Annotated in this window: 28 protein-coding genes and 1 pseudogene; 5 read left to right on the forward strand and 24 right to left on the reverse strand. The window is 36.4% G+C overall.

What is annotated here, in order from left to right; translation table 11 throughout:
• Window positions 1-336: 336 nt before the first annotated feature.
• Window positions 337-843 carry a GNAT family N-acetyltransferase gene (locus ACQKMH_RS10310; protein ID WP_427587288.1) on the reverse strand — a complete coding sequence of 169 codons (507 nt, stop codon included), beginning with the start codon at window positions 841-843 and terminating at the stop codon, window positions 337-339.
• A 467-nt stretch (window positions 844-1,310) separates the two neighbouring features.
• On the reverse strand, window positions 1,311-2,453 hold the full coding sequence (locus ACQKMH_RS10315) for an Ig-like domain-containing protein (RefSeq protein WP_427587289.1): 1,143 nt from the start codon (window positions 2,451-2,453) through the stop codon (window positions 1,311-1,313).
• A 1,527-nt stretch (window positions 2,454-3,980) separates the two neighbouring features.
• On the opposite strand from ACQKMH_RS10315, the gene ACQKMH_RS10320 reads away from it, so the two are divergent.
• A complete protein-coding gene (locus tag ACQKMH_RS10320) occupies window positions 3,981-4,895 on the forward strand; it encodes an iron-hydroxamate ABC transporter substrate-binding protein (protein WP_427587290.1) in 915 nt (304 codons plus the stop codon).
• 159 nt (window positions 4,896-5,054) lie between these two features.
• On the opposite strand, the gene ACQKMH_RS10325 is transcribed toward ACQKMH_RS10320, so the two are convergent.
• The 3 genes from ACQKMH_RS10325 to ACQKMH_RS10335 all read right to left on the reverse strand — a co-directional run bounded on the left by ACQKMH_RS10325 (window position 5,055) and on the right by ACQKMH_RS10335 (window position 9,652).
• A complete protein-coding gene (locus ACQKMH_RS10325) occupies window positions 5,055-6,329 on the reverse strand; it encodes an MFS transporter (protein ID WP_427587291.1) in 1,275 nt (424 codons plus the stop codon).
• A gap of 284 nt (window positions 6,330-6,613) precedes the next feature.
• Window positions 6,614-7,801 carry a CaiB/BaiF CoA transferase family protein gene (locus ACQKMH_RS10330; protein ID WP_427587292.1) on the reverse strand — a complete coding sequence of 396 codons (1,188 nt, stop codon included), beginning with the start codon at window positions 7,799-7,801 and terminating at the stop codon, window positions 6,614-6,616.
• 54 nt (window positions 7,802-7,855) lie between these two features.
• Window positions 7,856-9,652, reverse strand: coding sequence for an acyl-CoA dehydrogenase family protein (locus ACQKMH_RS10335; protein WP_427587293.1), 1,797 nt, complete (start codon window positions 9,650-9,652; stop codon window positions 7,856-7,858).
• 431 nt (window positions 9,653-10,083) lie between these two features.
• Between ACQKMH_RS10335 and ACQKMH_RS10340 the strand changes: the two genes are divergently transcribed.
• Complete coding sequence (locus tag ACQKMH_RS10340; RefSeq protein ID WP_427587294.1) at window positions 10,084-10,815, forward strand: IclR family transcriptional regulator; 732 nt, start codon at window positions 10,084-10,086, stop codon at window positions 10,813-10,815.
• A 52-nt stretch (window positions 10,816-10,867) separates the two neighbouring features.
• Complete coding sequence (locus tag ACQKMH_RS10345) at window positions 10,868-11,065, forward strand: DUF3898 domain-containing protein (RefSeq protein ID WP_427587295.1); 198 nt, start codon at window positions 10,868-10,870, stop codon at window positions 11,063-11,065.
• A 233-nt stretch (window positions 11,066-11,298) separates the two neighbouring features.
• Here ACQKMH_RS10345 and ACQKMH_RS10350 read toward each other — a convergent pair whose 3' ends face one another.
• From ACQKMH_RS10350 to ACQKMH_RS10360, 3 genes are all read right to left on the reverse strand, one after another.
• On the reverse strand, window positions 11,299-11,718 hold the full coding sequence (locus ACQKMH_RS10350; protein ID WP_427587296.1) for a hypothetical protein: 420 nt from the start codon (window positions 11,716-11,718) through the stop codon (window positions 11,299-11,301).
• 823 nt (window positions 11,719-12,541) lie between these two features.
• Window positions 12,542-13,504 carry a peptidoglycan-binding protein gene (locus tag ACQKMH_RS10355; RefSeq protein WP_427587297.1) on the reverse strand — a complete coding sequence of 321 codons (963 nt, stop codon included), beginning with the start codon at window positions 13,502-13,504 and terminating at the stop codon, window positions 12,542-12,544.
• Window positions 13,505-13,692: 188 nt separating this feature from the next.
• Window positions 13,693-13,902 (reverse strand): hypothetical protein, encoded by a 210-nt coding sequence (locus tag ACQKMH_RS10360; protein WP_427587298.1) that lies wholly within the window; start codon window positions 13,900-13,902, stop codon window positions 13,693-13,695.
• A 254-nt stretch (window positions 13,903-14,156) separates the two neighbouring features.
• On the opposite strand from ACQKMH_RS10360, the gene ACQKMH_RS10365 reads away from it, so the two are divergent.
• On the forward strand, window positions 14,157-14,402 hold the full coding sequence (locus tag ACQKMH_RS10365) for a hypothetical protein (protein ID WP_230156202.1): 246 nt from the start codon (window positions 14,157-14,159) through the stop codon (window positions 14,400-14,402).
• Window positions 14,403-14,943: 541 nt separating this feature from the next.
• Here the strand turns inward: ACQKMH_RS10365 and ACQKMH_RS10370 are convergent.
• From ACQKMH_RS10370 to ACQKMH_RS10435, 14 genes and pseudogenes are all read right to left on the reverse strand, one after another.
• A complete protein-coding gene (locus ACQKMH_RS10370; RefSeq protein WP_377451212.1) occupies window positions 14,944-15,411 on the reverse strand; it encodes an antitoxin YezG family protein in 468 nt (155 codons plus the stop codon).
• A gap of 42 nt (window positions 15,412-15,453) precedes the next feature.
• Window positions 15,454-15,628: pseudogene (locus tag ACQKMH_RS10375) on the reverse strand (IS110 family transposase); the annotation flags it as partial.
• A gap of 348 nt (window positions 15,629-15,976) precedes the next feature.
• Complete coding sequence (locus ACQKMH_RS10380) at window positions 15,977-16,675, reverse strand: SMI1/KNR4 family protein (protein ID WP_427587299.1); 699 nt, start codon at window positions 16,673-16,675, stop codon at window positions 15,977-15,979.
• 55 nt (window positions 16,676-16,730) lie between these two features.
• On the reverse strand, window positions 16,731-17,303 hold the full coding sequence (locus tag ACQKMH_RS10385) for a hypothetical protein (protein ID WP_427587300.1): 573 nt from the start codon (window positions 17,301-17,303) through the stop codon (window positions 16,731-16,733).
• Between the two features lie 341 nt (window positions 17,304-17,644).
• A complete protein-coding gene (locus ACQKMH_RS10390) occupies window positions 17,645-17,905 on the reverse strand; it encodes an immunity protein YezG family protein (RefSeq protein WP_427587301.1) in 261 nt (86 codons plus the stop codon).
• A gap of 1 nt (window position 17,906) precedes the next feature.
• Entirely contained in the window at window positions 17,907-18,026 is a 120-nt protein-coding gene (locus tag ACQKMH_RS10395; RefSeq protein WP_427587303.1) for an immunity protein YezG family protein, read from the reverse strand.
• Window positions 18,027-18,497: 471 nt separating this feature from the next.
• Window positions 18,498-19,007 carry an Imm6 family immunity protein gene (locus tag ACQKMH_RS10400; protein ID WP_427587305.1) on the reverse strand — a complete coding sequence of 170 codons (510 nt, stop codon included), beginning with the start codon at window positions 19,005-19,007 and terminating at the stop codon, window positions 18,498-18,500.
• Between the two features lie 435 nt (window positions 19,008-19,442).
• Window positions 19,443-19,718 (reverse strand): hypothetical protein, encoded by a 276-nt coding sequence (locus ACQKMH_RS10405; protein ID WP_427587306.1) that lies wholly within the window; start codon window positions 19,716-19,718, stop codon window positions 19,443-19,445.
• 345 nt (window positions 19,719-20,063) lie between these two features.
• The gene (locus ACQKMH_RS10410; protein WP_427587569.1) at window positions 20,064-20,216 is read right to left on the reverse strand and encodes an immunity protein YezG family protein; all 153 of its coding nucleotides are present in this window, start codon (window positions 20,214-20,216) and stop codon (window positions 20,064-20,066) included.
• Between the two features lie 85 nt (window positions 20,217-20,301).
• Window positions 20,302-20,808, reverse strand: coding sequence for an Imm6 family immunity protein (locus ACQKMH_RS10415; RefSeq protein WP_427587307.1), 507 nt, complete (start codon window positions 20,806-20,808; stop codon window positions 20,302-20,304).
• Between the two features lie 13 nt (window positions 20,809-20,821).
• Window positions 20,822-22,804 carry a ribonuclease YeeF family protein gene (locus ACQKMH_RS10420; protein ID WP_427587308.1) on the reverse strand — a complete coding sequence of 661 codons (1,983 nt, stop codon included), beginning with the start codon at window positions 22,802-22,804 and terminating at the stop codon, window positions 20,822-20,824.
• A complete protein-coding gene (locus ACQKMH_RS10425; RefSeq protein ID WP_427587309.1) occupies window positions 22,801-23,091 on the reverse strand; it encodes a YwqI/YxiC family protein in 291 nt (96 codons plus the stop codon). The genes ACQKMH_RS10420 and ACQKMH_RS10425 overlap by 4 nt, the downstream gene beginning before the upstream one ends.
• On the reverse strand, window positions 23,091-23,519 hold the full coding sequence (locus ACQKMH_RS10430; RefSeq protein ID WP_427587310.1) for a YwqH-like family protein: 429 nt from the start codon (window positions 23,517-23,519) through the stop codon (window positions 23,091-23,093). The genes ACQKMH_RS10425 and ACQKMH_RS10430 overlap by 1 nt, the downstream gene beginning before the upstream one ends.
• Window positions 23,520-23,758: 239 nt before the next feature.
• Entirely contained in the window at window positions 23,759-24,007 is a 249-nt protein-coding gene (locus ACQKMH_RS10435; protein WP_427587311.1) for a hypothetical protein, read from the reverse strand.
• A 362-nt stretch (window positions 24,008-24,369) separates the two neighbouring features.
• On the opposite strand from ACQKMH_RS10435, the gene ACQKMH_RS10440 reads away from it, so the two are divergent.
• Window positions 24,370-24,780 (forward strand): hypothetical protein, encoded by a 411-nt coding sequence (locus tag ACQKMH_RS10440; protein WP_427587312.1) that lies wholly within the window; start codon window positions 24,370-24,372, stop codon window positions 24,778-24,780.
• 154 nt (window positions 24,781-24,934) lie between these two features.
• Here the strand turns inward: ACQKMH_RS10440 and ACQKMH_RS10445 are convergent, their stop codons facing one another.
• Together ACQKMH_RS10445 and ACQKMH_RS10450 are read right to left on the reverse strand one after the other, a co-directional pair.
• A complete protein-coding gene (locus tag ACQKMH_RS10445; RefSeq protein ID WP_427587313.1) occupies window positions 24,935-25,228 on the reverse strand; it encodes a hypothetical protein in 294 nt (97 codons plus the stop codon).
• A gap of 268 nt (window positions 25,229-25,496) precedes the next feature.
• The gene (locus ACQKMH_RS10450) at window positions 25,497-26,522 is read right to left on the reverse strand and encodes a serine hydrolase domain-containing protein (protein ID WP_427587314.1); all 1,026 of its coding nucleotides are present in this window, start codon (window positions 26,520-26,522) and stop codon (window positions 25,497-25,499) included.
• Window positions 26,523-26,528: the final 6 nt, after the last annotated feature.

The raw sequence follows: 26,528 nt of genomic DNA on the forward strand, positions 1-26,528 counted from the left end.
TCTATGTAGTTACAGCTACTTAGGCTCCTTTTATATTGTTTAACAAAAAATATTCAACTTTCCTTAGAGTTCTTTGGTAATGAACTATAGGAAAACGATATCGTAAATACCAATTCCACTGAATATATATGGACAATAAAAAGGCTCCTTCTTTCCGAATATAAAGTACTTGGCTTACTGTCTTTTCGTTTATGACTAAATATTAAGTTATGGAACACATCGTTGCGTCATTGTCGTTTTGCCCTTAAATGATTAACTCTTAGGATGTCATTATTTTGTTATTCTACAATCAAAAAACAATCACCTTATGATAAGGTGATTGTTTTTTGATCTTATTCATTCGATAGATAGTCGATACGCCTTCACAATGATACCATCATCAGCAGGTTGGAAGTCGAATTGCGGCAATCGTACAAAGCCCATACGTTCATACAATCGCATAGCAGTTTTCATAAAATCTGCGGTATGTAAGCCGATGTACTGTGAATCGTTTTCTTTTGTTCGACGAATACATTCTTTAATTAATCCCTCAGCAACACCTTTGTGTCGTGCCTGTGGTGTGACTGCAAGCATTCTTATCTCAGGATAATCTAACATGTCAACAAGTCCTTTGTAGGCATCTGATTTCGCAGGAAACAAAGCAACACTTCCTACCACTTCCCCATCTAATTCAGCAACTAGAAGTTCAACACCCCTCTGTTCATCGGCATCTGACGATATAGCTTTTTTCAGAGCATCCCAATGCCCTTCAGGAATGCTTTGAGCATGTTCTTCGTAGGCCTTCACTCTCTGTTCACGAATCATTTCTACTTCATTAAATAAAGCCTTACGAACTTTCACCATTTAATCCACCACTCCTCTTATTCGGCTACACCTTTAGAGTATACTCTCTATGTTTATAAATCCAAAAGAATATAAATGCAATTTAGTGTAATAAGGATAAATTATAGACATTCATATTTGTAAGATTTGCATAAAGAAAGAGTCCTTTTAATACTTTAACAAGTTTTTATCAATATCGAGTTCTATTATGGTAGTTAAAAACAAAGCTAAAAAAGAGAGGTAATACTCAGATACAAATATAATCCTAGTTAAACCTAGCTTACCTTCATTGTTTTGCTCTTACTCTTATTTCCTGATTTGTCTTGAGCGTATACATTTAATGTTGAACCCTTCTTTTGTGCCTTAATTTTCACTTTACACTCAAAATTTTGATTTTAAGCAATTGATCTGAAATAAAATTAAATAACACCGATAAAAATCGGCTATACAAAAAGCCGAGGAATTAACCCTCGACTCTTTCATTGAGTTTAGTGTTTTACAACTTTAGTAGTTGCCTTTGAACTAGTATTCCCTGCCTTATCTTTTGCAGTTATAGAAAGCGTAGTTCCTTTTTTCTGCGCTTTTATCTTGACTGAGTAGCTGCCCTTAGAACTAGATTTTGCTGAACCGAGGGATTTACTTCCTGCCTTAACAGTTACAGTTGAGTTTGCCTCTGCTTTTCCTTTTACTACTTTATCGTTATCATCGACTTTATATACTGTTGGCTTCTTTGGTGCGACAACATCTTGAACAGTTACCGACACACTCGAACTGACATTACCTGAACTATCTTTAGCCGTGATTGTCAATTTAGTGCCTTCTTTTTGAACAGATATATTAATAGAGAATGTCCCTTTAGATGTTGCTTTTGCAGAACCTAACACTTTACTTCCATTTTTAACTGTAACCGTAGAGCCAGCCTCTGCCTTTCCAGTTAATACTTTGTCATTATTGTCAACTTTATTAACTGTTGGCTTTGATGGTTTTACATTGTCTACAAATCCTGTTGCGGTAACATAAATGTCCTCTTCTGTATTATTGTCAATGTAATCGTTATCTTGGTCTATGACCCCCACATAGTAGGTGCCCTTTTTAGCTTGGTACGCTTGTACTTCAACGCCCTCTTCATAATCACTACCTAAATATTCTAAGTTACTATTGTTAACGAAATCTTTTTGTACAGCCGCAAATACTAGATCAATAACATATGAGTCAGATACTCCTGCCACTAATAAAACTCCATTACTAGGTACAACTACTTTATGAAAATCCACATCTTCCAAAGGGAGCAATTGACCGACTGTGGGTTTTTCATATGAAGCACTATCTGCTGAGTCAAAGTCGTCATTGTACTCAGTTTCAAGAATATAATCGCTGCTGGAAGAACTACTCATTCTACCCATTTTGTTAAAGTCTTTAACTGAGTGCGGTTGAGAACCTTTTACTTCTGTTTCAAGTTGATTAATTGTTTTAGAATCAAAAATTCCTTTTTCAAGAGGTTTTTCCACCTGACGTTCAATAGCTTTCCTTAGCAACCCGTTCTCGTTTCCTTCTGCCTTAACAGAACCTACTGACAATGATGAAGCAAATAGACCTACAGCAACCAATGACAAAATACCTTTATTAAGCACAATTTTCCTCCTTGTAATTCATTATAAAGAACTATTTACTCCACCAATACTAATCCATAGGTACTTAAATTTCCATATATTTCAACATTTATATTTTGACAAAAAATTACATGATAAAATGTCGAGACATTATCTCCGCAAAAACTCTTTTCATGTTTACGCTGTATGTATACCCGCCTAACTAGAAAGCTTTCTCAGCTTTTTGAATAAATTTCCTAAAATAAAAGAACCGTATTGCAAGATGATTAGTTTCAACCTCTTGCAATACGGTATAAGAATATAACCTCTGTTTAACAGTTATCTTTCTAACAGTTGTCACATTTCCTGATTTATCGGTAACCTAATACGTTAGCTTTTTTCACTAGGGTTACTAGGTGTCTTATTGGGTTCTATAATGAACTGTTAACTGGATTTTTATAATCATTTGTGCTAATTGAATATACTTGGAGCCATAACCACATGAATGAACTTTTCCCCTTCGTTCATATGAATCATATCATGGATAAATTGGTTCAATGAAATCACTCTTACTTAGGGCAAATAAAAAACGACTGAGCATTGTGTCCAGACTCCTTTCCTGAAATTATTTTTGGTATGTTGGTTTTTTAACTGCTATTAAAACCCAAAAAACCATGATTATTGGAATAAAAAACAAATTTAAATTAATTTTTTTATCAACGATAATTGAAAAAAGATCGTTAATTATTAAACTAAATAAGCTTAATAAAATGCAAATAAGCAAAGAATGTATCGATAATTTCATCATCTTTATTCTCGAAAAGTCAGGTATATCCAACATTGAGTTTCCCCCTTAGTTTCGGATATTTCACCAATACCCTAGTGCTTTACACGCGTTTTTAACTTTAGGTTTTTTTTTACCCCATTTGCGGCTAGCAGAATAAGCTCCTAATTTATACAAGTCTCAGCTCCAAATACAAGTTTTAAAGTCTTGTCTATTGCTGGAGGCGGTGCAGCATGTATCCCAGCAGCTGACGCTGTTAATGACTATTTGATTAAAATCTAATTGTATACGTAATTCCTTCTCTAATGATCTTATTTCACTTTCAATTCAATTAAATCTTCCGAAGAAATTTCAATAAGTGCATGTTGGAGATTAATATTTAGTAGATAAACCATTTTCTTTAGCATAATCCAAGTATAACTTAGTTACATGGTCGTATCATCCTAGATAAGAATCAGGCATTTATGATGTCTTGTAAAGATTCTCATATGATTTGTGTACTTAAAAAGGAAGTAAGCTAAGCCTTTACTTCGTTGTTCGACTAAACTACGCTTCATGAAATTACCTTCCTCTATATTTGCATAAAGAAAGACTTGCCACAGCAAATCCATCATTGAATAATCACTTTTTTCCATATACCTACTTAAGAGTCCTTACTTCATTTAGTTCACCAATCTAACGAAAGCAATTGACAATGATTATCATTACCATTAATATTTGAAGTAGTCATTGAAAATGACTATCATTATTAATTACACATTAAAATTAGCAAGGAGAAAATCAATATGAAAAAGCTATTCATTCCATTCCTACTCTTGTTCATACTTATTCTTAGTGCTTGTGGGAACAACAAGACAGTGAACGAAAATAATGCATCCAAGACTAAAAAAGAAACAGTTACGTATCAATCTGAAAATGGCCCTATTGAGATTCCTAAAAATCCAAAAAGAATAATTGCTCTCTCCAATGGACCTAATGTTTTGGCTTTAGAGGGTAATATCGTTGGCATTGATCAATGGACTAATATGAATCCCCTTTTTAAAGAAAGACTAAAGGGAGTGGAAGTCGTATCAGAAGATAACCTGGAAAAAATCATTGAACTGGAACCGGACCTAATCATAGCGGGATCTGAGATGAAAAATATTGATAAATTAAATGAAATTGCCCCTACCGTAGTATACACTTGGGGAAAATTAGATTATTTATCACAGCAAGTAGAAATCGGTAAAGTCTTAAACAAAGAAAAGGAAGCAAAAGATTGGGTTAATGATTTCAAAGAGCGTGCAGAATCCGCAGGAGAAGCCATACGAGCAAAAATTGGTGAAGATGCAACCGTTTCTGTTATTGAAAATGATGCTAAGGAGTTTTATGTTTTTGGAAATAATTATGCCCGGGGAACAGAAATATTGTATCAAGCAATGCATTTAAAAATGCCTGAAAAAGTAAAAGAAAAGGCACTTAAATCCGGCATTTATGTCCTCTCATCGGAAGTGCTTCCTGAGTATACTGGAGATTATATTATCTTTAGTAAAAACCCAGATGTTGTTAATTCGTTTGTGGAAACCGAGATGTGGAAAAATATACCTGCAGTTAAGAACGATCGTATCTTTGAAATAAATAGTAAAGCATCCACTTACAGTGATCCAATCACTTTAGAGCATCTTCTGGAATTTTTCGAAAAATCATTTCTTAACAATTAGTATGCAAAGAAGGAATTCTTATTAATAGAATTCCTTCTTCTATTTTTTAAAAGGGCTGTTTTCCTGAAGAAATATTCTCCACCCAATTTAAAGTGTTTCTGAGCCTGTGTTTAAATGTTCTATCATACGTTAGAAATGAATACTCACTATAGATAATGCTTACATAGATTTATTATCGTAAGCGCTTTCTTTTTGGTAAATTGTAGGATTTTCTTTTATTTCAAATGGATCGTACATTTTTTCCCGTATAAACAGTGCTGGAATTAATGCTGATATCACATAGGCAATGGCTAGCGTAGCTAATCCGAATCCAATTGAATAGGATTCCGCTATGATACCGATGAGAAATGGAGCCATCGCTGATCCGACTCTTCCAACATTATACGATCCCCCTACAGCTGTACCACGAATATGTGCAGGAAAGCTTTCAGCCATGTAAGTTGCATTAACCGCATAAGGTATACCATAGAGAAAACCTAGTAAAGTAAGGAACAGAATAATGTTGGACGGTGAATTATAAAGATAAACGATTGGTAAGACAATTGCCGTAGAGAAACCTCCAACTATAAACATCATTTTTCGACCGTATCGATCTGCCAGCCAACCTGCAATGATCTTACCTAAAATTGCCGCTGTATAGGTTCCTACAATATACCCTGTCATTTTTTTAAAATCAAAACCTAAATCAGCAACAATATACGTCGGTAGCCAAGTACCAATGCCAAAATAAGCAAATTGTAAGAAGGTCGCAGTAAGACCCCAAAATATAAAAATCTTTCTTGCTTTTGAATCTTTGAAAATCGTTGTCCACTCGTTTTTCTTATTACCCTTTTGTTTTTGCACTTGCGCTCTTTCCTTCCACCCTGGAGGTTCAGGAATCCTGAATCTAATATAAATTGCCAAAAGAACAGGTACAACAGCGATAAAGTAAAGAGGTCTCCATCCGTATTCAGGCAAGATTGCACCAGCCAATAAAGCTGCCACTAAATAGCCTGCTGAATAAGCTGCTTGTAGTGTACCTAATATCGTTGTTCTTTTTTTTGTAGGTACATATTCAGCCATAAGCATCGTAACGATGGTATATTCCGCCCCAATCCCAATAGCAGAAATGAAACGAATTACGATAAATTGTTCGTATGTTTGCGTAAATCCAAGTAAGCACGTTCCAATTGAGAATAGAACCATCATCCAGGTTGCCATTTTTACCCGCCCATAGCGATCAGATAACCAACCACCACAGATTCCACCGACGGCCATCCCTACTAAGGACCATGTAGCAATGAGCCCTGCATCTGCTTTACCAATATTAAACTCTTCCATTAGACTGGGCATCGTGATAGAAAGCATGATTAAGTCCATTCCATCTACCAGAAGTCCTAAAAAGCAAGCGACGAATACCACAATCCAAGTCCTATCTGACTTACTATTATTCATACTCCCCCCCTGATTTTTGGATTATTTACTTGTTAAAAACGGTAAACATCCATTTAATGTAAGCGCCGTTAATTTGAAGTTGAAAAACCCTCCGATGATAGGAATGTATGATGATGAAATTGTTTTCATCACAGCTTCGTTTTCCCATATTAGTTTTGTTCATTTAACATGGCAATAGCTACAATTTTATTACTTACATATAGATTAATTAGAGGAATTCTTTACAAGCTAAATACGTTTTTAACAGAATTCATATTAATCTATATTTTAGATATCAGATGTTTTCAAATAACCTGTTCCTTCTTCAACATTTCAATTTTTTGTTTATTATACCCTAATTCTGACAGCACTTCTTCCGTATGCTCCCCATGTAAAGGGGGATGCCTTTCGATAGTGACGGGTGTATCCGAAAGTTTTATAGGTGATCCTAAAAGCTTTACAATTCCAACCGTTGGATGCTCTACTTCCTGAATCATTTGCCTTTCAAGCACCTGTTCATCTGTGAAGACTCTATCTAAAGTATTGATTGGACCACAAGGAATATTGCTTTCTTGCAAGATTGTAAGCCATTCATCTGCTGTTTTTGTTAATATTTCTTTTTGTATTATAGGAATTAAAGCGTCTCTATATATGATTCTTGTATTAGCCGTTACAAAGCGGTCATCCTGTGATAATTCCTCTGCATTTATTAATGAACAAAGACGCTGGAATTGTCTGTCGTTTCCCACCGCAATGATTATCTCCTTATCTTTTGTTTTAAAATTCTGATAGGGAACTAGGGTCGGATGCTGGTTCCCATATCGTATAGGTGGGTTTCCTGTGTTTAAAAAACCTGTTCCTATGTTAAGCAATGAAGCAACCATGGAGTCCAAAAGAGAAATGTCACAATGCTGACCACGGCCGGTATGATTCCTTGCCTCCAAAGCAGCTAATATGCTAATGGTGGAATATAGACCTGCATATAAATCGGCTAGGGCAATCCCGGCTTTTACTGGTTCACCATTTGGTGTGCCATTGACACTCATAAACCCACTCATTGCCTGAGCAAGAAAGTCATATCCTGGCAATTGCTTATAAGGACCTGTATGTCCAAATCCTGTAATGGAGCAGTGAATGATTGTAGGATTTAACGTTTTCAAGTCTTCATATCCCAGTCCTAACCGCTCCATCGTTCCTGTCTTAAAATTTTCTACAATAACATCAGATTCCTGGATGAGTTTTTTTATGATTTGAATTCCTTCTTCTGTCTTTAAATTCACCGTTATGGCACGTTTATTTCGATTTACTGCCATATAATACAAACTAATATCTTCAATGTCCGGAGGAAACCATGTCCGTGTTTCATCCACGAAATCCGGCCCTTCCACTTTAATGATATCTGCACCCAAATCACCTAAAATACTTGTACATACAGGCCCTGCGACCACTCTACTTAAATCAAGAACTTTTATCCGGCTTAATGCTTTATCCATTGTCTCGCCTCTATCCTTTTACGTTATCCTGCTACTTATGATACATATTGATGTTTAGATATTCACGTCTTGTTTCACGTTTTCCAACAAACCTTTTACAGCACTTTCTGGTACTTGGTCAAAGTCAACAATAGCATCAAACCATTGCAATAATGATGAATCAGTGTAGTTAAGTTCATCCAATTTACTAGAAAGCAAATAACGATAGATGTACTGCAATGTCATGTATAATTTTCGATAGTTTTCTTGAACTGTAATTTGCACTTCTGCTTCATTCAGTAAAAGACTGGAAGTAAATATATGATACATCCGGTTCATTAATTGTTTGGCAGGAAGATCCCTTTCTGGTCCATTCAGTTTCATTATTCTTTTTGATTGCGCTTCAACTTTTTTGGAAATTTGCATAAGGATCTTCCCAATCTGTTTCGACAAAGGATTAATAATGCCATCTAGGCGATTGTATAGGTCGTAAAAAAAGATTTCTCCTGCTTCGTCTTTCACTAACGCTCTTACAACGTCCAATGCAACAATATTCGTGGTACCTTCCCAAATGGAACCCACGTGAGCATCCCGTACAAGTTTTGAGTTTATCCAATCTTCGATATATCCATTTCCTCCCCTAGCTTCCATCCCTTCAGAGGTGGAATTTCTTGCCCGTTTACAAATGTATCCTTTTAACAATGGCGTTAAAATTCGTAAGAGCCTTTCTTCTTGCCGGTTTCCTTGATCAGATTTATCATAAACGGAAGCTGTGTAAAATGTGATAGACGCAGCAGCTTCGCAATCTAGTAATAATTCAAAAATTGTTTCTTTCATAAGGGGCTTTTCAGACAAAGAACTGCCAAATGCTACACGTCCCCGAGCTGAAACGAGTGCTTCCAAGAAGCTTCTTCGCATCATTGCACTAGAACGTACGGCGTTCGATAACCGTGAGGAATTCACCATTGACATCATTTGTTTAAAACCCTTGGTAATATCCCCTACAACATACGCAACGGCTCCTTCAAATGTCACCTCACCAGAAGCCATATCACGTGTTCCGAATTTATCTTTTAGACGATTCACTCTGTAGTTATTTAGAGATCCATCTGGTAGTTTTCTTGGCATTAAAAACATCCCAAGTCCTTTCGTACCCTCAGGAGCGCCTTCAGGCCTTGCTAAAACTAATGCTACATCTGCAGAAACATTAGAACAAAACCATTTATCGCCCCAAATCTCCCAATGATCATCAACTTTCCTTGCAGTTACATTGTTAGCACCAACGTCGGACCCTCCTTGCTTCTCTGTCATGAATTGGGCCCCGGTCCATAATGTATCTATATCTGTACTCGTCATACGAGACAAATAGGTTTCTTTTAATTCCTGATCACCAAATTTACTTAAGACCCGCACAGCAGAATCAGTCATGCTCATCGGGCAAGCTAAACCAAACTCAGATTGAACGAACAAATACCAAAACCCATACTTTAACACGTGCGGCAGTTTCGTGGGAAAACCTAGCACCGGTTTATGAGACATAGCGACAAGTGCGAATTTTCCATATCCTAAAGACTCCATTTCTTTATAGGAAGGATGGTATTGAACGTTATCTACCCTTACTCCTTTTGCATCGTAATTTATTAACTCAGGAGTATGCTTATCCGCCATTCGGGATAATTCATCTAGCTGTGTTCCAGCTATTTCCCCCAACTCCTTTAAGTGAGGAAGGGCACGTTCATAATTTTCAGTAGAAAGATAATGTTTAAGTATAAAAGACAAATTTTGATCTTCTTCAAAAAAGTTTAATCCTTTCGTGTCGGGCATCGCTCCAGAATAGGCTTTTGATTTAGAATTCAATAATTTCACGCTCATAATTTCCTCCCCGATTAATGTTTTACTTTACGTTGTCATATCATTTTTGCTTCTGTTTCCGTAGTCAGACACTGCATTAAGCTATTCGTTTTGCGTTTCCTATTTCACTCCCTTCTCTTATTTTATTCATAATAAAGGAATCCTAATTCCTATAATATGAATATAAAGTTAAAATTCAGAAAAGTCAATTTATTATTAAAACACAGAAATATTGTTTTTCGCTTCTTTCGAAATAGGAGTTCATACAACATTTTTAATAGAAGAAAGAAGTGCCCAACACTTCACTTTTCGTTGAATTTTTCGAGCATCCCCTTTAATGATTGCAGTGACAAAGGAACTAATCCATCTCAATAACTGCCCCATTTCCTTGCTATGATATAATATTTTTAATAATCATTTTATTATGGAATTTTATTTGGAGGATTTTATTTATGAACACTAAGATTTCGTCTACGGTGCAACGCGCAATCAAAATTATCAATTATTTAAATGAAACACCTGGTCCACAAGGAGTTAAAAATATCAGCGAAAACCTTAACATTTCTCCCCCTATCACTCATCGTCTGCTTACTACGTTGAAAAATGATGGTATGGTATTCCAAGATATAGAATCAAAAAAATACTCACTTGGTACGGTTTTTATTGATTATGCAAATAAAATAATGACCGATGTACCTTTTATCTCTATAATTGATCCGCAATTAATTAAATTAAGAGACGAAACTCAGGAAACGGTAGGTTTTTATATGTTAACGAGCATGATCAGGATGTGTGTAATTGAACATGTAAGTAATCAGGAAATAAGCAGAAGAGCAGGGGTTGGTAATAGGATTCCACTACATCTTGGCTCAAGCGGACGTGTAATTTTGGCATTCCTTAGTGAAGGTTTACAAGCACAGGTATTAAACATTCTTCCAGAGGAAGAAAGAAAAATACTCAAACAACAACTGGAAACGATTGTAAATACCCGCTACTCAATAAATGAGGAAGAAATCACGAAGAATGTAGCTGCATTATCAGCACCTATATTCGGTGCAAAAGGGAAAGTCATTGGGGCTATTTCTATTTCAGGGCCAGTCTTTCGATGGAATAAAGAATCGATGGAACAACATATCTCTCTATTGTTAAAAACGACTGAAAGTATTTCAAAATCATTATATTAAAGTAAGATTGCAGCATACTGATGGAGAATGATATCAGCAAGCCGAGTACCGTATGAAGCTTGGGAGTATGTCCCCCAAAGGACTCTTGGCAAATTTCGGCGTTAGCAACCATTCAGGGAAAATTCACGGGAAATATGTATTGAAGATAGAAGCCGATATGAACCAATTCGCTAAAGGTGTTCAGCTGATGGAATTCGCTAGGCTTAAAGATTTGATGGAGTTTGTGGAGCGGATTAGCAGAAAGGTTTGAAAGGTAATTAAAACGTGTATTTGAGCATTATATTACCACTAACAGTCTTACAAAAGGTTGCCTAGAACATCCTTAACAGACAGAGGGAATATTAAAAGCATTCTCTCTGTCTGTTTGTACTACAAATCCAAACATTCTTTTGATGAAACGACATAACCTTGCTTTTTATAGTTTATCATTCGTTTTTTTCATATTGTCTTCCTTCTTACCAACTTCCGCCCAATTGGCCGAAGTTAGTAAGCTATGCGGGATACTTGCTTAAATTGATCCTTTGTGCACTGAATGAGGGTTTCGTTCTCCTCGCCGTCTTCGTCAATCAAATAAATATACGCATTCGAAGTGTCTTTTTTCATTGCTCGGACAGCAACATCTGTGATTGCACCGACTGATCCTACAAGTGCTGTACTTAGAATTGTGTTGCTTTTAGTTTTAGCACCGTTACGATTTCGAGTTTGTTCCCACTCAATCCGTGAAAGTGTGAAGTGCTTCTGTCCAAATGCCGTTGTGACCATAACCTGGCCTGGCTCTCTTCCCTTCATTATCGACATTTTATTAACGAGTTTTTTGCCTTCTACATGATCGGTTAATACTTGACCGCCTGCCAATACACCGACTGAAACCTGAGGTCTAAAAACCTGTTTCCAAAATCGCATAAAAGCACCGCCCCTTTTCCAATATACTATATTATATATACGCATCCGCCCACGAATTGGTTCATCATGCCTTGTTTGTATCCTTTACCCCTCACTCTCTTCGGCAAGGATGCTCCCGGATGAGCGGCCGATATTAAGTCACCTCTGCTCACCGGCAAATAACACAAAAAAGGCCGCTGACAAAACGGTCAGCAACCCGATATTAAAGTGCCCAATGCCCATGTTATATTAGATGATCGCGGTATTCTTTAATCAGTTGTGGTGTGATCTGCTATAAACATGAACTCCTTTGGCCTCTCAATAGATTAGCATACCCCAACTGGGGTTACACTAGTGTCCGACTAAAAAAGAGCCTATATGGGCTCTTAAAATAAAGTCTTAATGAATAATTTTATCCATCCAAAAAAAGATATCCATAACGGTATGCTCAAAGATGTACCAAACAAAAGACCTTTCAAGAAATTACCTTCGTGTTTACTCACCATATTGAACACACCTTTCGGCTTCCTATTCTTGAAATCATTATAAATGAAAGCGCTTCCTTTGTATATGAGTAGTTCGACACAGTATGTTGAATGCTCTTCAATGAAAAAGGAATCTGTTAATTTTCTTGTTTGAAAGTCAAGATTAGAGGTGACTTCTTCCTTTTTAATAAGGTAGCAAGGATAAAAAATAGGGATATTGAATGAACAAGTTCATAGCCAAAAATAACCCACCCAAATCAATCTTTCTTAGGACCCAACAAAAAAGCCCTCTCTTAAATGATGGGCCCTTTCCGTCACCTGAAATCATTTTGGCAATCTTGTTTCAACTCAATTTCATATTATCCGAATAGTTTTGCAAATGTATCTTCACCAGCAATACCATCGGCAGATAATCTTGCAGCCCGTTGGAATGCCTTCACCGCCGTTTCCGTTCCACTTCCAAAGATACCATCCATGCCATGTGGATAATACCCTTCCATATAAAGTGCTGCTTGAAGGATATAGGTGATATTCCCTTTTGCCCCTTCCCTCACATTAGGTGAAGCCGCTTTTGTTTGAGGTCCCCATATTCCATCAACAATAAGCTTTGCACCATATTGCTTATTCAATTCGGTTTGGAAACCCTTGATCAGCGCTTTTTTAGTATTCTGACCATAATAACCATCCACATCTATTTTCACATGATAGCGGCTATTCAATGTCTTTTGAATGGACTTGATTGTTGGATTGCCACTGTCCTTAGGAGGTGTGTCTTTATCAATGACTTCCGATTCAACTTGTGTTACCGGTGGAGGGGTTCCATTCACTTTTGATATTAAAATAGGCTTAATTCCTGCTTTTAACTGAGAATAAGAAAGTCCGCCCGTCATATCCAAGTGCGGGTAATCTTTAAAATTTGACCAATCCCCGCCCCAAGTAAAGCCCAAGGATTTACCAATAGCCGCTGCCCTTCTCCATTTTTCATCAACTGTCCATAGCGCATTCTTTCCATCATCACTGACTATGAAATAGTCAATGGCTAGTCCATAGTTATGATAAGATTGACCTGGCATCGCGTTTGTCACGACCGGTTTCGATAAATCACTATAGTTTATTCCATTGTAGCTATAACCTAGGCGACCTTGACCATACAACTTAGCTTGCTCTTCCATAGAACGATAACCTGCGCTGATTTGCACGAAAATCCCCTCTTGGTATGCCCGTTTAACCATTTCCAATGCTGCTTCTTTAACGACTGGGTGTATCCCGCTACCCATATTCTTTTCTGATCGATCCATTAAAGTTTCTAATTTAACTGTCAATATAATCACCTCCTAATATGTTATGGCACATAGTAGGAAATGCTTGTACAACTACCTTGACGTTACAAAAAAACGCCCGAATTTCTTATTTTTATATCATAAAATCCCTTTATATTTAAAATTTATGAAAAACGAAGTATGAGGTTAAATAAAAAAAGCACGACCCTTAGGGAATGTGCTTTGTTCTTTTATAAAGGGTTATTTTGATCTTCTTTCCCCTTACCAATAACTCTTATCAACTCATCCAGCTTTTCATTTCTTTCCTGATCTAATCTTGTCTTGGCATTAATGAATTTTATCACTTTAATGACAAAATAAATACTTAAAACAAGCAGTCCCAGATAAAACAAAATTGGTATGATTGCAAAAAGACCGATTAAACTGCTGGCATGGTCCATGAAAATTCCTCCTAAATGTAAAATATACTATTATTATACAGTAAAAACAGAATTAGAAGGAGAACTACACAAAAATCATCCACAGCTATCAGCACACCCCATTCATTTCATTCTCCCCATTATATAATCTATATAGAATCTTCTTTATTTATTACGTAAATCCGTAAAATTGACTCTATTTCAATCACTTAAGTTTTGCCTTCCAAACTTTGCCATCATATAATGGAGCTATTAAAGCTGAAGGGGGAATGCAAATGAACGAAGGTAGAGATCCATTCGTATCATCACTCGCTTCTCATTTAAATAAAAGGCTCACTCGTTTAGCGGAAGAAAGGGATATCAAATTAGAAAGATTGTTGGATAAATCCGTCGAATTGTTACTTGAATATATGGAAGATAACGAATTGATCAATGACCATGTTAAGTTAAACAATGTTGAAGCCATAAATAAAAATAATGAAATCATTCAGCAAAGCCGACAAATCCTCAATAAAGATTAGCTCAAAAACACTCATCCATCACGGTTGAGTGTTTTTATGAATTATTATCCCTCTCACACTTTCTTAAGGCGTACTAAATAAAAAAGGACAGTCGCTAGGACTGCCCCTGTAGTGTAAAGGCATACAGATTAATGATGATCCCTTTTTTTGCATTTTTTACATTTACAACGCTTTCCAGGGTACCATACTTTACTCGGGTCATTGTTCTCAAAACATTTTTCTACAAAACAACAATTTATCTCCATGCTAACACCCTCCTTACTATTGTATATGCAAGGTCTGATGGAAGGTGTGGACAAGTAGCTAAAATTTTCGACGTGAACGTAAGTTACTTCATTTTCCATGATTCTGGACAATTTCCCATGCTACTTTTTTCTAAGCCACTTTTTTGAAGTAAATCTAAATGAATTTAAGTCCTCATGACCTATTATCTGAAGAACTTGATATGACGTGAGATGATACATATTCTATTTCAACAATGAAAAGACCTTAACTTTACCGTTAAGGTCTTATAAAAAATACAAGCTTTTCTTATCCTCCATTATTCTTTCTTGAGGTATTCTTCTAAAATACTCTTATCATATTCAGATTCAGGTAAAAGGCCTAAACGATTATATTCCCAAATAACCCTTCTTTCGTGATCATCTGCATCTGATAGATCTTCATAATCATAGTCAACTTTAAATTTTCCTGAACTTTCTAAAGTAAAAGTTAAATTGGTCCATTGTTCTTGATTATTATTTTTAAATTCATCTGATAATTCTTTTAAGACCTTTATTAACCTCCGCCATGTATCTCGATACTCCCTTCTACTAATACTATGTAATTCAGGGATATCATGGCTATATATGAGTGTATCATTAATATTAGACTGATAGAAAAAGAACGCAGTCCCTGTCCCCTCAGTAATTTCTCCATACAAAATTACTTTACTCCATTCTTCTGGAATCATCTCATTTACAGTTTGAGCTATATTCTGATAATAATCATTTAGTTTTGATTCATTCAATTTTATCCCCCTGCTCTATTTTCAAATGTTCTTAATAGTTTTATGAAACACTAGGTTCCTAGGCAGTTTGCTCCTACGGCCACTTGTACTTGCTGTACGGATAGGTTGTAAAATAAAGCGTGCAGCGCCCGATTTCCTTGTTTGCTTATATGTGCCTTGCCTTTTAGTAAACAGGTGGACTCGCCGCAAATCGAGCTAATTTATTGGCATTCGAAAACGTATTACGTCATATATCTCAACTATAGCATCATTCATGTTGTCAAAAGCATTAATATCTTATAAAAAAACACCTGATTCTAAAAGGAAATCAAGTGCTCTATTAGTAGCTATTTAAAGTAACTCATAACAAATATTATCTTTATACTAAAAAGCTTTGTTTTTTGCTTGTTCCCTGTACCCCATATTTGGATGTTTAAAGTGTCAATTATTTTCATAAACCAAGTATCATTATAAGACTCCTTGATAGTACAAACTTCATGAGAAATGATTTTGACTAACCTCATTAAGATTACTTTGTGATTGGTAGACTATAAATATTGCTATTTCCAGATTATTTACATATTTTTTAATTGTCTTGAAGCCCTATTACAATCCATTCATCTACAATATCCCAGAAATCCACATTATACTCAGGCTTATCATTAGTAAACCATAATGTCGCTACGTCATCGATACAGTTTTTTAAATCTATAGCAACATATCCTCCCATGCCATTTTCAAAAAAACCATATGTTGATGCCATATTAATTCCTAATGGTTCATCTAATTCTTCATGTATTCCCCATTCGTAATCCTCAAAATGAGTAATGCGGTCTACTGGTACAAGCCCCATAGCTCTACTTGGCAGATAATAAAACCCATTGTGTAACTTTTCATAAAATCCCTTAATAGATACTGGAACATTTGACCAATTTTTTTGCATTTCTGAAATATTAATAGAATTGGTCGGTATACCACCTTCATAATAAAGAATTTCGTCATTTTCACTCATTACGCTATATAGTACTGCATATTGTCCATTATCTACAATTAGTTCAATTTCTAATAAATTCTCTTTCAAGTATGATATAGTATTACTCAATTCTTTTTCACACACATTATTCCATAAAGCTATTAGTTTATCTTTCTTTCTAGTTTTATCTGTTTCTTTAAATATCTCTATCCATTTTTCAGGCATATTTTCCTTTTCAATATTGAGTAAGTCTTTGTTAGATACAAACTCGATACTTTTTCTGTATTGTTTTAAAAAAGATAATTTATCCACCCGAAATCACTCCTTTTTATTTATCCTATTAAATTCATCTATCATCTTTTGTATCTCAATTTCTAGTTCTTTTTCTTTTAATATCATTTTCCCTAAATTCAGGATTTACTGGAATATTTTCCTTTTTATAGATGTACCAATCTGCAAATGATTTTGAACCTTTAGATGTATTAGCTGCTTCACTAAGACCTATAAAATTCTCCACAAAATTAACAATTTCCTTCTGTTGATTGTAAGTTAATGTGCCAAAACCTTCCATACGAGCTATTTTCTCTAGGGAAACAATATGGTCTTCATGCAGTTTTTTATCAATTATTTTTCCAGGTAAAGCAAAATCCTCAGTTCCAATAATATCATCAATATTTTTGTTAACTTCTCTTTGTATTTTAGAAGACGGCGATGCTCTTCTTAATTTAGCATATGTCTCTCTCATTGGGAATTTTCCTTTCGCCGTATCTTGCGCCTTGCGTAATGTTTTTATCCGTCCCCTTAGGAATACTCTCCCCTGAAGCACAGCCTCTACTTTGGTATCCTTAACCGTAAATTTCTGATAGGCTTCCTTAATTGTCTGCTTTTCCATTACAACTTGGGGAAGGTTTGGTCCTCCTGCGAGGGAAACTTGTTCCACACTTATACGTTTAGGAATTTCCTTTTTACCTAGTTCTTCACCTATATTTTTTAATGTGGTTTTTCCTGATCTCGCTATGTCTGTTATTGTTGCTTGAACCTTCTGAACCTGCTTTTGCGCAAACTCCTTGCTGTAAGGAATGAACTTTGTACCACTCGCTACTTTTTTCTAGGCCACCTTGCCTTAAAGTAAATCTATATGATTTTAAGTCCTTTCGGCCTATTTTCTGAGAAGCCTGATATGGATAAGATGATACATTTTCTATTTCAACAATGAAAAGACAAAAGACCTTAACTTTTGCGTTAAGGTCTTACAAAAGAACAAACATTTCTTGTACTCCATTATTCTTTCTTAAGGTATTCTTCTAAAATACTCTTATCATATTCAGATTCAGGTAAAAGACCCAAACGAGTATATTCCCAAATAACCCTTCTTTCGTGATCATCTGCATCTGATAGATCTTCATGATCATAGTCAACCTTAAATTTCCCTGTACTTTCTAAAGTAAAAGTTAAATTGGTCCATTGTTCTTGATTATTATTTTTAAATTCATCTGACAATTTTTTTAATTCATCTAAATAATTTATACCATATTTTACCATATTATTCTTCGTTTAAACTATATATTTCAGGTATATCATGACTATAAATAGGCACTTCACTATTAGGAGTATAATAAAAAAAGAAAGCCGTACCGGTACCGTCAGCAATTTCACCGTACATTAATACCTTTGACCATTCCTCTGGTATAGAAATTCATTAATAGTTTGATCTATTAGTTGATAAATACTATTCAGTTTAATTTCATTCATACTTACCTACCTCCTCTATTTTCAAATATTCTTAATAGATTTGCAAAATCATCAATAACAACATCAAAAATTGGTACTTCCTAATTGTTATTTTCCTTTGGCTTTATCAATCCTGACTATGCAATCTGTATAATAATCATTTCTATTAGACGAATACTTAATATGTGCCTTTAATTTATTCTTCCATTAATTATTTGGTCTGATATACCCTTACCCGTAGCAAAAGTTATTATCTGTATAGTTAATACTTAGGAATAAAGAAGGTGATAACTGGTTTACCAGTTATCACCTTCTTAAACAAACCAAATTATCAATAGACCAAAAGTTCTATTGTAAGTCTTGAAGTACGTAACACAGACATATCCATAGGTTTATTGCATGTTTAAAATAATTTTATAAATTCTTCCCTATTTATTAGGATTTTATTATCTGTACACAGATAATCATGAAGAACTGATTCCATTCTCTCAATTTCATCTACTGTGAGAAAACTGGTTTCAACTGCACTATTTAAAAAGATTGTGATACTATCGGCATTAATACCTTCCAGTGATTGTGGTAAATATTTTACTTTTTCTAAATTAAAAGCTTCCCAAGATGTATAAGCAACAGCATCAACTAGTAGTGACCATAGTCTAGCAATATTCATTTCTTCTTCTTCCTCAGCAAATTCTGAGATTCCTGTATAGTCTGCATTATCAATAAGCTCATACAGTTCATCCCCAGTTACAGCATGGGATTCTACCCATAACCAACATTTATCCAATGCTTCTCTCCCTTCTGAATATCTTTCATCGTCTTTACTGATTACAGAAAATACTCTTTCAGCAACAGTTAAAACAAAGCCCACTTTTACTTCACTTTGTATATTATCAAATAATTTTTTTTCCATGAGTTCCTCCTTATATTTATTCGATTTTCCCATCTTTTAAAACGAAAGAGAGCAAACCATTGGTTTTAATACTGTCATCAATCTCCGATGTTACGACTATTGTTAGGTTGGGATATTTCTTGCTAGCTTGATAAAATATACCACTTTTTTCAATTGGATAGGGTTTCAGCAATCCTTTACTGCACTTATTACAAACACCTCTCGGATTAGATTGGTGAATTCTTAAAGTTCCTGTAATATCGCTTGGATCGATTTCTGCTTTTTTGACAACAAAACTCCTTCTTCAGCATGCCTTGTGAACTGTGCTAATTTAGGGTTTTTTAAATGAACATACGGGGCCCTAATATCCCTATTAGGTAAGATTTCGTCTAATGAAGGTAACCCTGCTTCTTTTCTTACTTCTGGAGATCCTCCTTTAAAAGTTAAATCTTCAAGTCATTTGATATCTGTTCTACCCACAGCTATTGTATTAGTCTCAGGAACATTCCACTTTTTCCTTAATTCATCCAAATCAACTTTGCCAACCTCAATCTTATTTCCAGTACTACTAAGGTTCTTTGTTTCACCCGTACCCTTAGGAATACTCTCCCCTGAAACACCCTCTACTTTGCTATCCTTCACTGTGAATTTCTGATAGGCTTCCTTAATTGTCTGCTTTTCCATCATAACTTGGCGAAGGGTTTTTCCTCCTGCGAGGGATACTTGTTCCATACTTATCCGTTTAGGGATTTCTTTTTTACCGATTGCTTCAGCTATATTTTTTAACGTGGTTTTTCCTGATCTCGCTATGTCTGTTATTATAGCTTGAGCCTTCTGAACCTGCTTTTGCGCAAATTCCTTGCTGTAAGGGACGAACTTTGTACTACTTGTATTTGATCACGACTCTGCCTGAGGTCAGTAAATCCATAATCTTATCTATAAATATTTTTAGACCTAACGGCCTATTATCTGAGGAGCCCGATATAACTTAAAACGATAAATACTCTATTTCTACAATGAAAAGACCTTAACTTTTGCGTTAAGGTCATAAAAAGAACAAGCTTTTCTTGTCCTCCATTATTCTTTCTTAAGGTATTCTTCTAAAATACTCTTATCATATTCAGTTTCAGGTAAAAGATCCAAACGAGTATATTCCCAAATAACCCTTCTTTCGTGATCATCTGCATTTGATATATCCTCATATACATAGTTAACCCATCTGCTAACAATTTACATAACCTACTTTGTTGTTTTATTAGCGCGTGTAAGACAAGAACTTAAAGGCAAAAGGCTGAACAGCCCTTTGTATAATTACTTATTCAATGCTAGATAAAATTTGTTTTCTTATATTTGCATCAATTTTATTATTTGAATAATTATCTTGTAAGCTATCAATTAAACGATAGATCATTTCATCCGTTCCTTGGTTAATTTCTAAGAAATTATTTAAGAAATGATGGAATAGATCTTCATCCACTGATTCTATTGGAGCAGGTAAATATTTTTCCCCTTGCTCAATGTAAGCTTTCCAATCAGCAAAAGCAATTGCATCAATAATGCAGTTCCAAGCCTTCATCTTTAATTCGTTCTCCTCAAATTGCATTAGAATCAATAGACCTGTTTCATCAGCATTATCTAAAAATTGATAGATAGTATCTCCAGAAATGTTTTTGTTTTCAACCCAACTCCAGCATAAGTCAATTGCTTCTACTGCATCTTTATACCCAGAAGAGTTCGAAAGCATGCCAATAACTTTTTCAGACAAAGTTAAAAGAAATGCTACCTGTAAATCAGTGTTCATTTCATTAATTTTTTCTATCACAAACTTTTCCTCCTTATTCAATCAAAACTCCATTTTTCAAAATAAAGGATAATTTCCCAGCAGGTTTAACCCCCTCTACTGTCTCAGAAGATAACTTTATGGTTAACTCAGGGTACCTTTTACTTAGTTGCATGAATATTCCTGGTTTAACATTTGGATTAACAATTCCTTGTATACAAGTTGTACAGGCACCTTTTGGATTAGATTGATGTAAATTTAATGTACCGGTAACCTCCTCTGCCTTCAATCCTACTCTTTCAACCTCCAAAATGAATTCATTAATTACACCTTCCTCAGCATGTCTAGTAGATAAAGGATGGGAAGAAGGTGACTTAATTGGCCTATTGGGCATTACTGTGTCTAAATCAGGTAAACCTGCTTCTTTTCTAACTTTAGGTGAGCCACCCTCAAATATTTTACCTTCTAAACCTTTTACATCTGTTTTTCCAATAGCAATTGTTTGAGTTTCAGGAACACCTAGTTTTATTCTAAGAGTTTCCAAATCCTCTTTCCCTATGTTAATACCCGGTTTACTCCCAGTTCCATTTAAACCCTTACCACCATCACTCTTCACCGCAAACTTCTGTACAATATCCTTAATAGTCGTTTTATCAAAAGTGACATGCTTGAAGTTGTTTCCATACGCCGTGGCTAATTCTTCGACCCTAATCCGGAGAGGTACTTCCACATTGCCGATTTGCCGGCCGAATGCTTTTGCTTTCTGTACCTGCTTTTGCGCAAATTCCTTGCTGTAAGGGATGAACTTGGTACCACTCGCTACTTTATCGGCGACTTTCGCCGCACCTGCCACACCGCCGATTCCGAGTGCCATCAACAGTCCGTTCTGGCGCTGTTCCTCAGTTAGCTGGTTGCCGAACATGTCTTTGCCGGTGACCGCTTCGCCGAGTCCGTTGGCTGCGAGAAGTCCGTATATCCCGTATTCGGTTTTCTGGAGGAGGCTAAAGCCTTTTGTCGTTTTATAGGCATCGAGCGCGTGGTTCGCTGCGTTGAGCCCTTTGGCCGTTTTGTAGATGGCGCTGCCGCCTTTGATGGCCCTGCCGGCCCAGCCGACGACGGGGATGAATCCAGCGGCTGCCATGGCACCGGCAGCGATTCGTTCGGCATCGGACAGCTTGCGGCCCGTTACTGGATCGACTCCGGTTGAGGCCCTGATAGAATCATAATATCCCGTGAATTCCCCTGTAAAGGTTTTTGTCGTATCCCAGGCTTTTTCATACCATGGGCGGTTTTCGAGTTCTTCCATTTCCTGTTCGATTTTCCGGGCTTCTGCTTGCTGCTTTTTGAAGGTCTGATAGTCTTTCATCTGACCGGCCACTTCATCCTTCACTTGATAGACGTCACTATTCTTGAAGGCCGATTGATTGAATGTCATCGGCGAAACGTGGCCGTCCTGTTTGGTGGCATCAAGCAAGGCACGGAAGAGGCCAACGGCCACGTTTTCCTGCCCGATGGACACATCATATTCCTCGACCAATTGCCGGTCGACATTCTCGACCTTTGTCACGGTGTCATCCAGTCTATGCCCGGCCAGCGTGATTTTTTCATTAAAGTCCTTTTGGTCGAACATATCAAGAGACAGGATATCGTCAATGCTGTTCAGGATCCTTTGAAGATCGTTCGCTTGTTCATCGACAAGCGACTTCGCTTGGTTGATGCCGTTTGAGACTTCGCCATCTAAAAAGGGAACCTCAACCACCGTATTTCCGGATAGGTCCGCCTCTTCCAGACTGGCTGGAATGCCTTCCAAAAAGCTGATCTGGGTAGTGAATAGTTCCATCCAGGCGTCCGCCACCTCGATTTGCGCTTCATAAAAGCTTTTAATGGCGGCAGCACCAGCTCCCTGAAACTCGTTATCCAGGCCGACGATGCCCTGAAATTCCTTTTTCAGGGCTGCGACTTCCTTCTTTAGTTCTTCATATTGCTTGGCGCGCGACTTGGTTGCGGCCGTCAATGTCTCGGCTTCATATATTTTCATCGCGTAGGGTACCCATGTGAAGACGTATGGGCGATGGCTTCATCCTGTTCTTTTAATAAGTCTATGTTGGCACGGGTATCTTCCACATTTTTCTGGACGATTTTGATATATTGCTCAAAGACCTTTTCCAGGTTCGTTTCCCTGTCGATCCATTTCGCGGTGAATTCCAATTTATTATTGCCTAGCTCGCCTGCCGGCAAATTTCCAAGCGTGACTGTACCAAGTGCCGTCTTCACCTGATCGACTTGCTTCGTTACGGCAGGATGATTCAGTTTGATTGTCGTCATTAAAACAACCGCCTTTTTAAATCTGAAATTTTACTTTCCAGCTGCTCAAATGCCTCTTCGCCTTTGCTCAAAAGGGAATCGGCTTCATGTGCTATATTCCCCGCTATGCTTAGTAGCGTATTCTCGGCATTCAGCTTTGTAATCATCGCCTCGATTTTCCATTGATAATCGTCATAATCGTCATGAATGATACTAAACATCACATTATAGGCATCATGACGAGATTCCTGAAATTGTTCCGATCGATTCCCTGTCCAGCTGCCACCTAGCTCAGGGTCTTTTATTTTCCTAATCTCGCTTAAGCACATGCTTTGCTCTTTTATAATATCGTTCTTCGCATTTTCTAAACGCTCTATTTTCACATTCAAATCAGCTTTTTTACCGGAGATAGCAGAGTGTATAGTACTCAAAATATCTGCATAAACCATGAAACTCACCTCAGAAACAGTATAATCCTACACTAAATGTCATATTTTCCTATTTAATATTATAAGGATTATAGTCCGAGAGTTAAATAGGGAGAAATATGCTATTTTGTCAGTTGAAAGAGAAGATTGGCATAAAAAAGTCCCTACATACCATATTCTTTATACCCGCCATTTTACCAATTTTAAACAAGTGAGCAAAATATCATCTCATTGGATTCTCTATAAAAATTCCAACCAGTTCATTCAAACTGCCCATGACTGTATCTGCGCAACAAATCATCCCGAACAAATTCCCTGCAAGTGGAAGATAAATGTGACCGTTCGGGATGAATCAAATCACCAAAAGGCAAATCACCGACAAATTTAACTTCACCTTCAAAATCCTGTCCGGATTCAGCATCAAAACCGATTACTTTCACAAAACAAGTTTTGTGTCCGGTTTTCATAAAATCAATTACTGTTAACACATGATTATGTACATCATTCATTCTTTTTTCCTCCAACTCTAAGCATTAAGTTTTACTAACTTTATAAATAAAGAAACCGATCAAACAATCATGGCTAAGATTGCTAAAGGCATTAAATACATTGGAAATAGGCACTCCTGCTTTCCATGAATTACTTTATTTTTCTATGTATTTTGTTCAATCTACCCTTATTTAACTAACTTACATGTCCTGACTTCTTCATTCACTTATGCTTTTTTTACGTTTCCCAGAATATACTTCTCTTAGCATGTTTATGATTTCACATTACTACCATCGAAGGTCAGTCTGGCAACTCCGAGGACCTCTCCTCTTCTATATAGATTTATAACCTGCTATAATCTAAGGATTGGAGGTGTGAAAAAATGAAAGAAATCATCCAGATATTAGCTGAAATCGTCAATAATCTTCACGATTTCATCCTATTCTTTGTAAGCGACACATTAAATTCAAATGCTACAGACAAAGATCTGCATTTTTGGATAATGGGAATCATCGGTATCATCATATTTTTGTTCGTGTTATTTTTATCTAATTTAATTGCCCGGATGCGTTTTGGGATTACAATACTCTCTTTCCTTTATACCTTTACTGTCATGGTTGTTTTAGTATTTGCCATTGAAATACAGCAAGCCCTCACCAGCAGGGGGAATATGGAATTTCAAGATGCTGCGATAGGTCTTTGGGGCTTCATCGTATTTTTCATCGTTTTTGCTGTACTATCATCCATCTTCCTTTTGGTGAAGAATTTTTTCAGGCAACCAAAAAAAAGGTAACGATAGGTCACCTTGCTTAAGATATTCCTTATAGCGGTTCGAATTTTTTATTGACGGAAATCAGGAAAAACTCTCTGTAGGACCATCTAAAATCGAAAGGTAAGGTTTCAGGGAATTAGGTTTCGAGACGATGTAACTGAACACCAAATATTAATTACTTCTGTTCATTTTCAGTAAATAAATCGATGCTAAACAGATTAAAAGAATCGTCGTCATGATTACGTTCCTGTTCATATCCGGATATTTCAGAACTATTTTCCCTGCGACGGCGATTCACTTCCCGTAATTCCTCTTCTAGAAATTCTGCTTGTCCGTGGGATAGCTTAATCGTGATTTCATTATTTTGATCATCTGCAGCTTTCAAGAGAACATAGCTATCCGCTGCATTTCGTAAAGTTACATTACTTAGTGTTAAATTCATGTTTGCGAGTTCATATCTTGCTTTCATAACGTAAAAAGAACCTCCATCGGATCATACCCGTTAGAATTATGTATATTAAATATACTCTACTTTAAGATATTTAAATATACAAATCCTTTGTTTACTACTTTAGAACTAAAAAAAGCATCAATCCCGATAAATCTTTACCATGCTTTCTGACAATCCGGTCATCAAGACATGTTTTGGAACCGATGTCCATTAGAATAGCTGATAACTCGGGGTTCAAGAAATGCTCATATTAAGGAACCTTTCCTAATCGAAAGGTTCCTTTTTGTTATAGTTCTTTCTCAATCGCACAGGTAATATCGTATGGACCCATGCTTTCATTTGAGGTAATGACGGTTTTGATTCGATTTGCCGGATATACCGCAGAATTGAAGCTTACACCTGGGTCATACCCCATAAGATGATATTTGAAAATCTCGTCATTTTTTTTATTTATCCATACACCATACCCATAGTATTCCCCTTCATCTTTCGTAGAAATATGGGGTTTCAATAAAAGATTGGTATATTCTTGATTTAGTAACTGATTAGAAAATAACCCTTCCCAAAACCTGAACATATCTGATGCAGTAATATATGCCCCTCCATCCGCACCGCCTTTAATCGGAAGGGAATAAACATTTGTTCTCCATGTTCCGTTTTCATCGTCAATGTATCCTAGCGCCGTTTTTTTAGGGAGCTTGTCCATGGAGAAGTAACCGGAATCTCTCATTTCACAAGGCAGAAAAATGTTATTATCGATATATTCGGAAAATTCAAGTCCGGTTAGTTCCTCAACAATCAATCCCAATAAAATATAGCCGGCATTATTATAATGAAATCGTTCCCCGGGCTCGAACATCATCATGTCATTTTGAAACATCGGCAGGAAGTCTTTTAATCTTTTTATATGGTACATCGGATTTTTCTGCCATAGCTCCTCAAAATCGGCCATCACGTTTTCATCAAAGTAATCAGGAATACCCGATGTGTGTGTTAAGAGGTGATGTATCGTTACATTTTGATGGAAATCAGGAAACACGATCGAAAGACAGTCTTTTAGCTGAGAATTAAACTTAAGTTTCCCTTTTTGTATTAACTGGCAAATGGCTATCGCGGTAAACAGTTTACACCCTGAAGCAATTCCGAACCTTGTTTCAGTCGTATTCATCATTTCATCCGAGCGATTGGAATAGCCATGGGCTGAGCTATGGATCAGAACATCTCCCGCTTTCACACCAATAACACCCGAGAATTCAATTTGCTTGCTGGTTTCATTAATTCGCCTGGATAAATCCATATGTAAAGTAGACATTTAGTT

This window comes from Peribacillus sp. NPDC097895 (genome assembly GCF_050277555.1).
Classification (GTDB): Bacteria; Bacillota; Bacilli; order Bacillales; family DSM-1321; genus Peribacillus.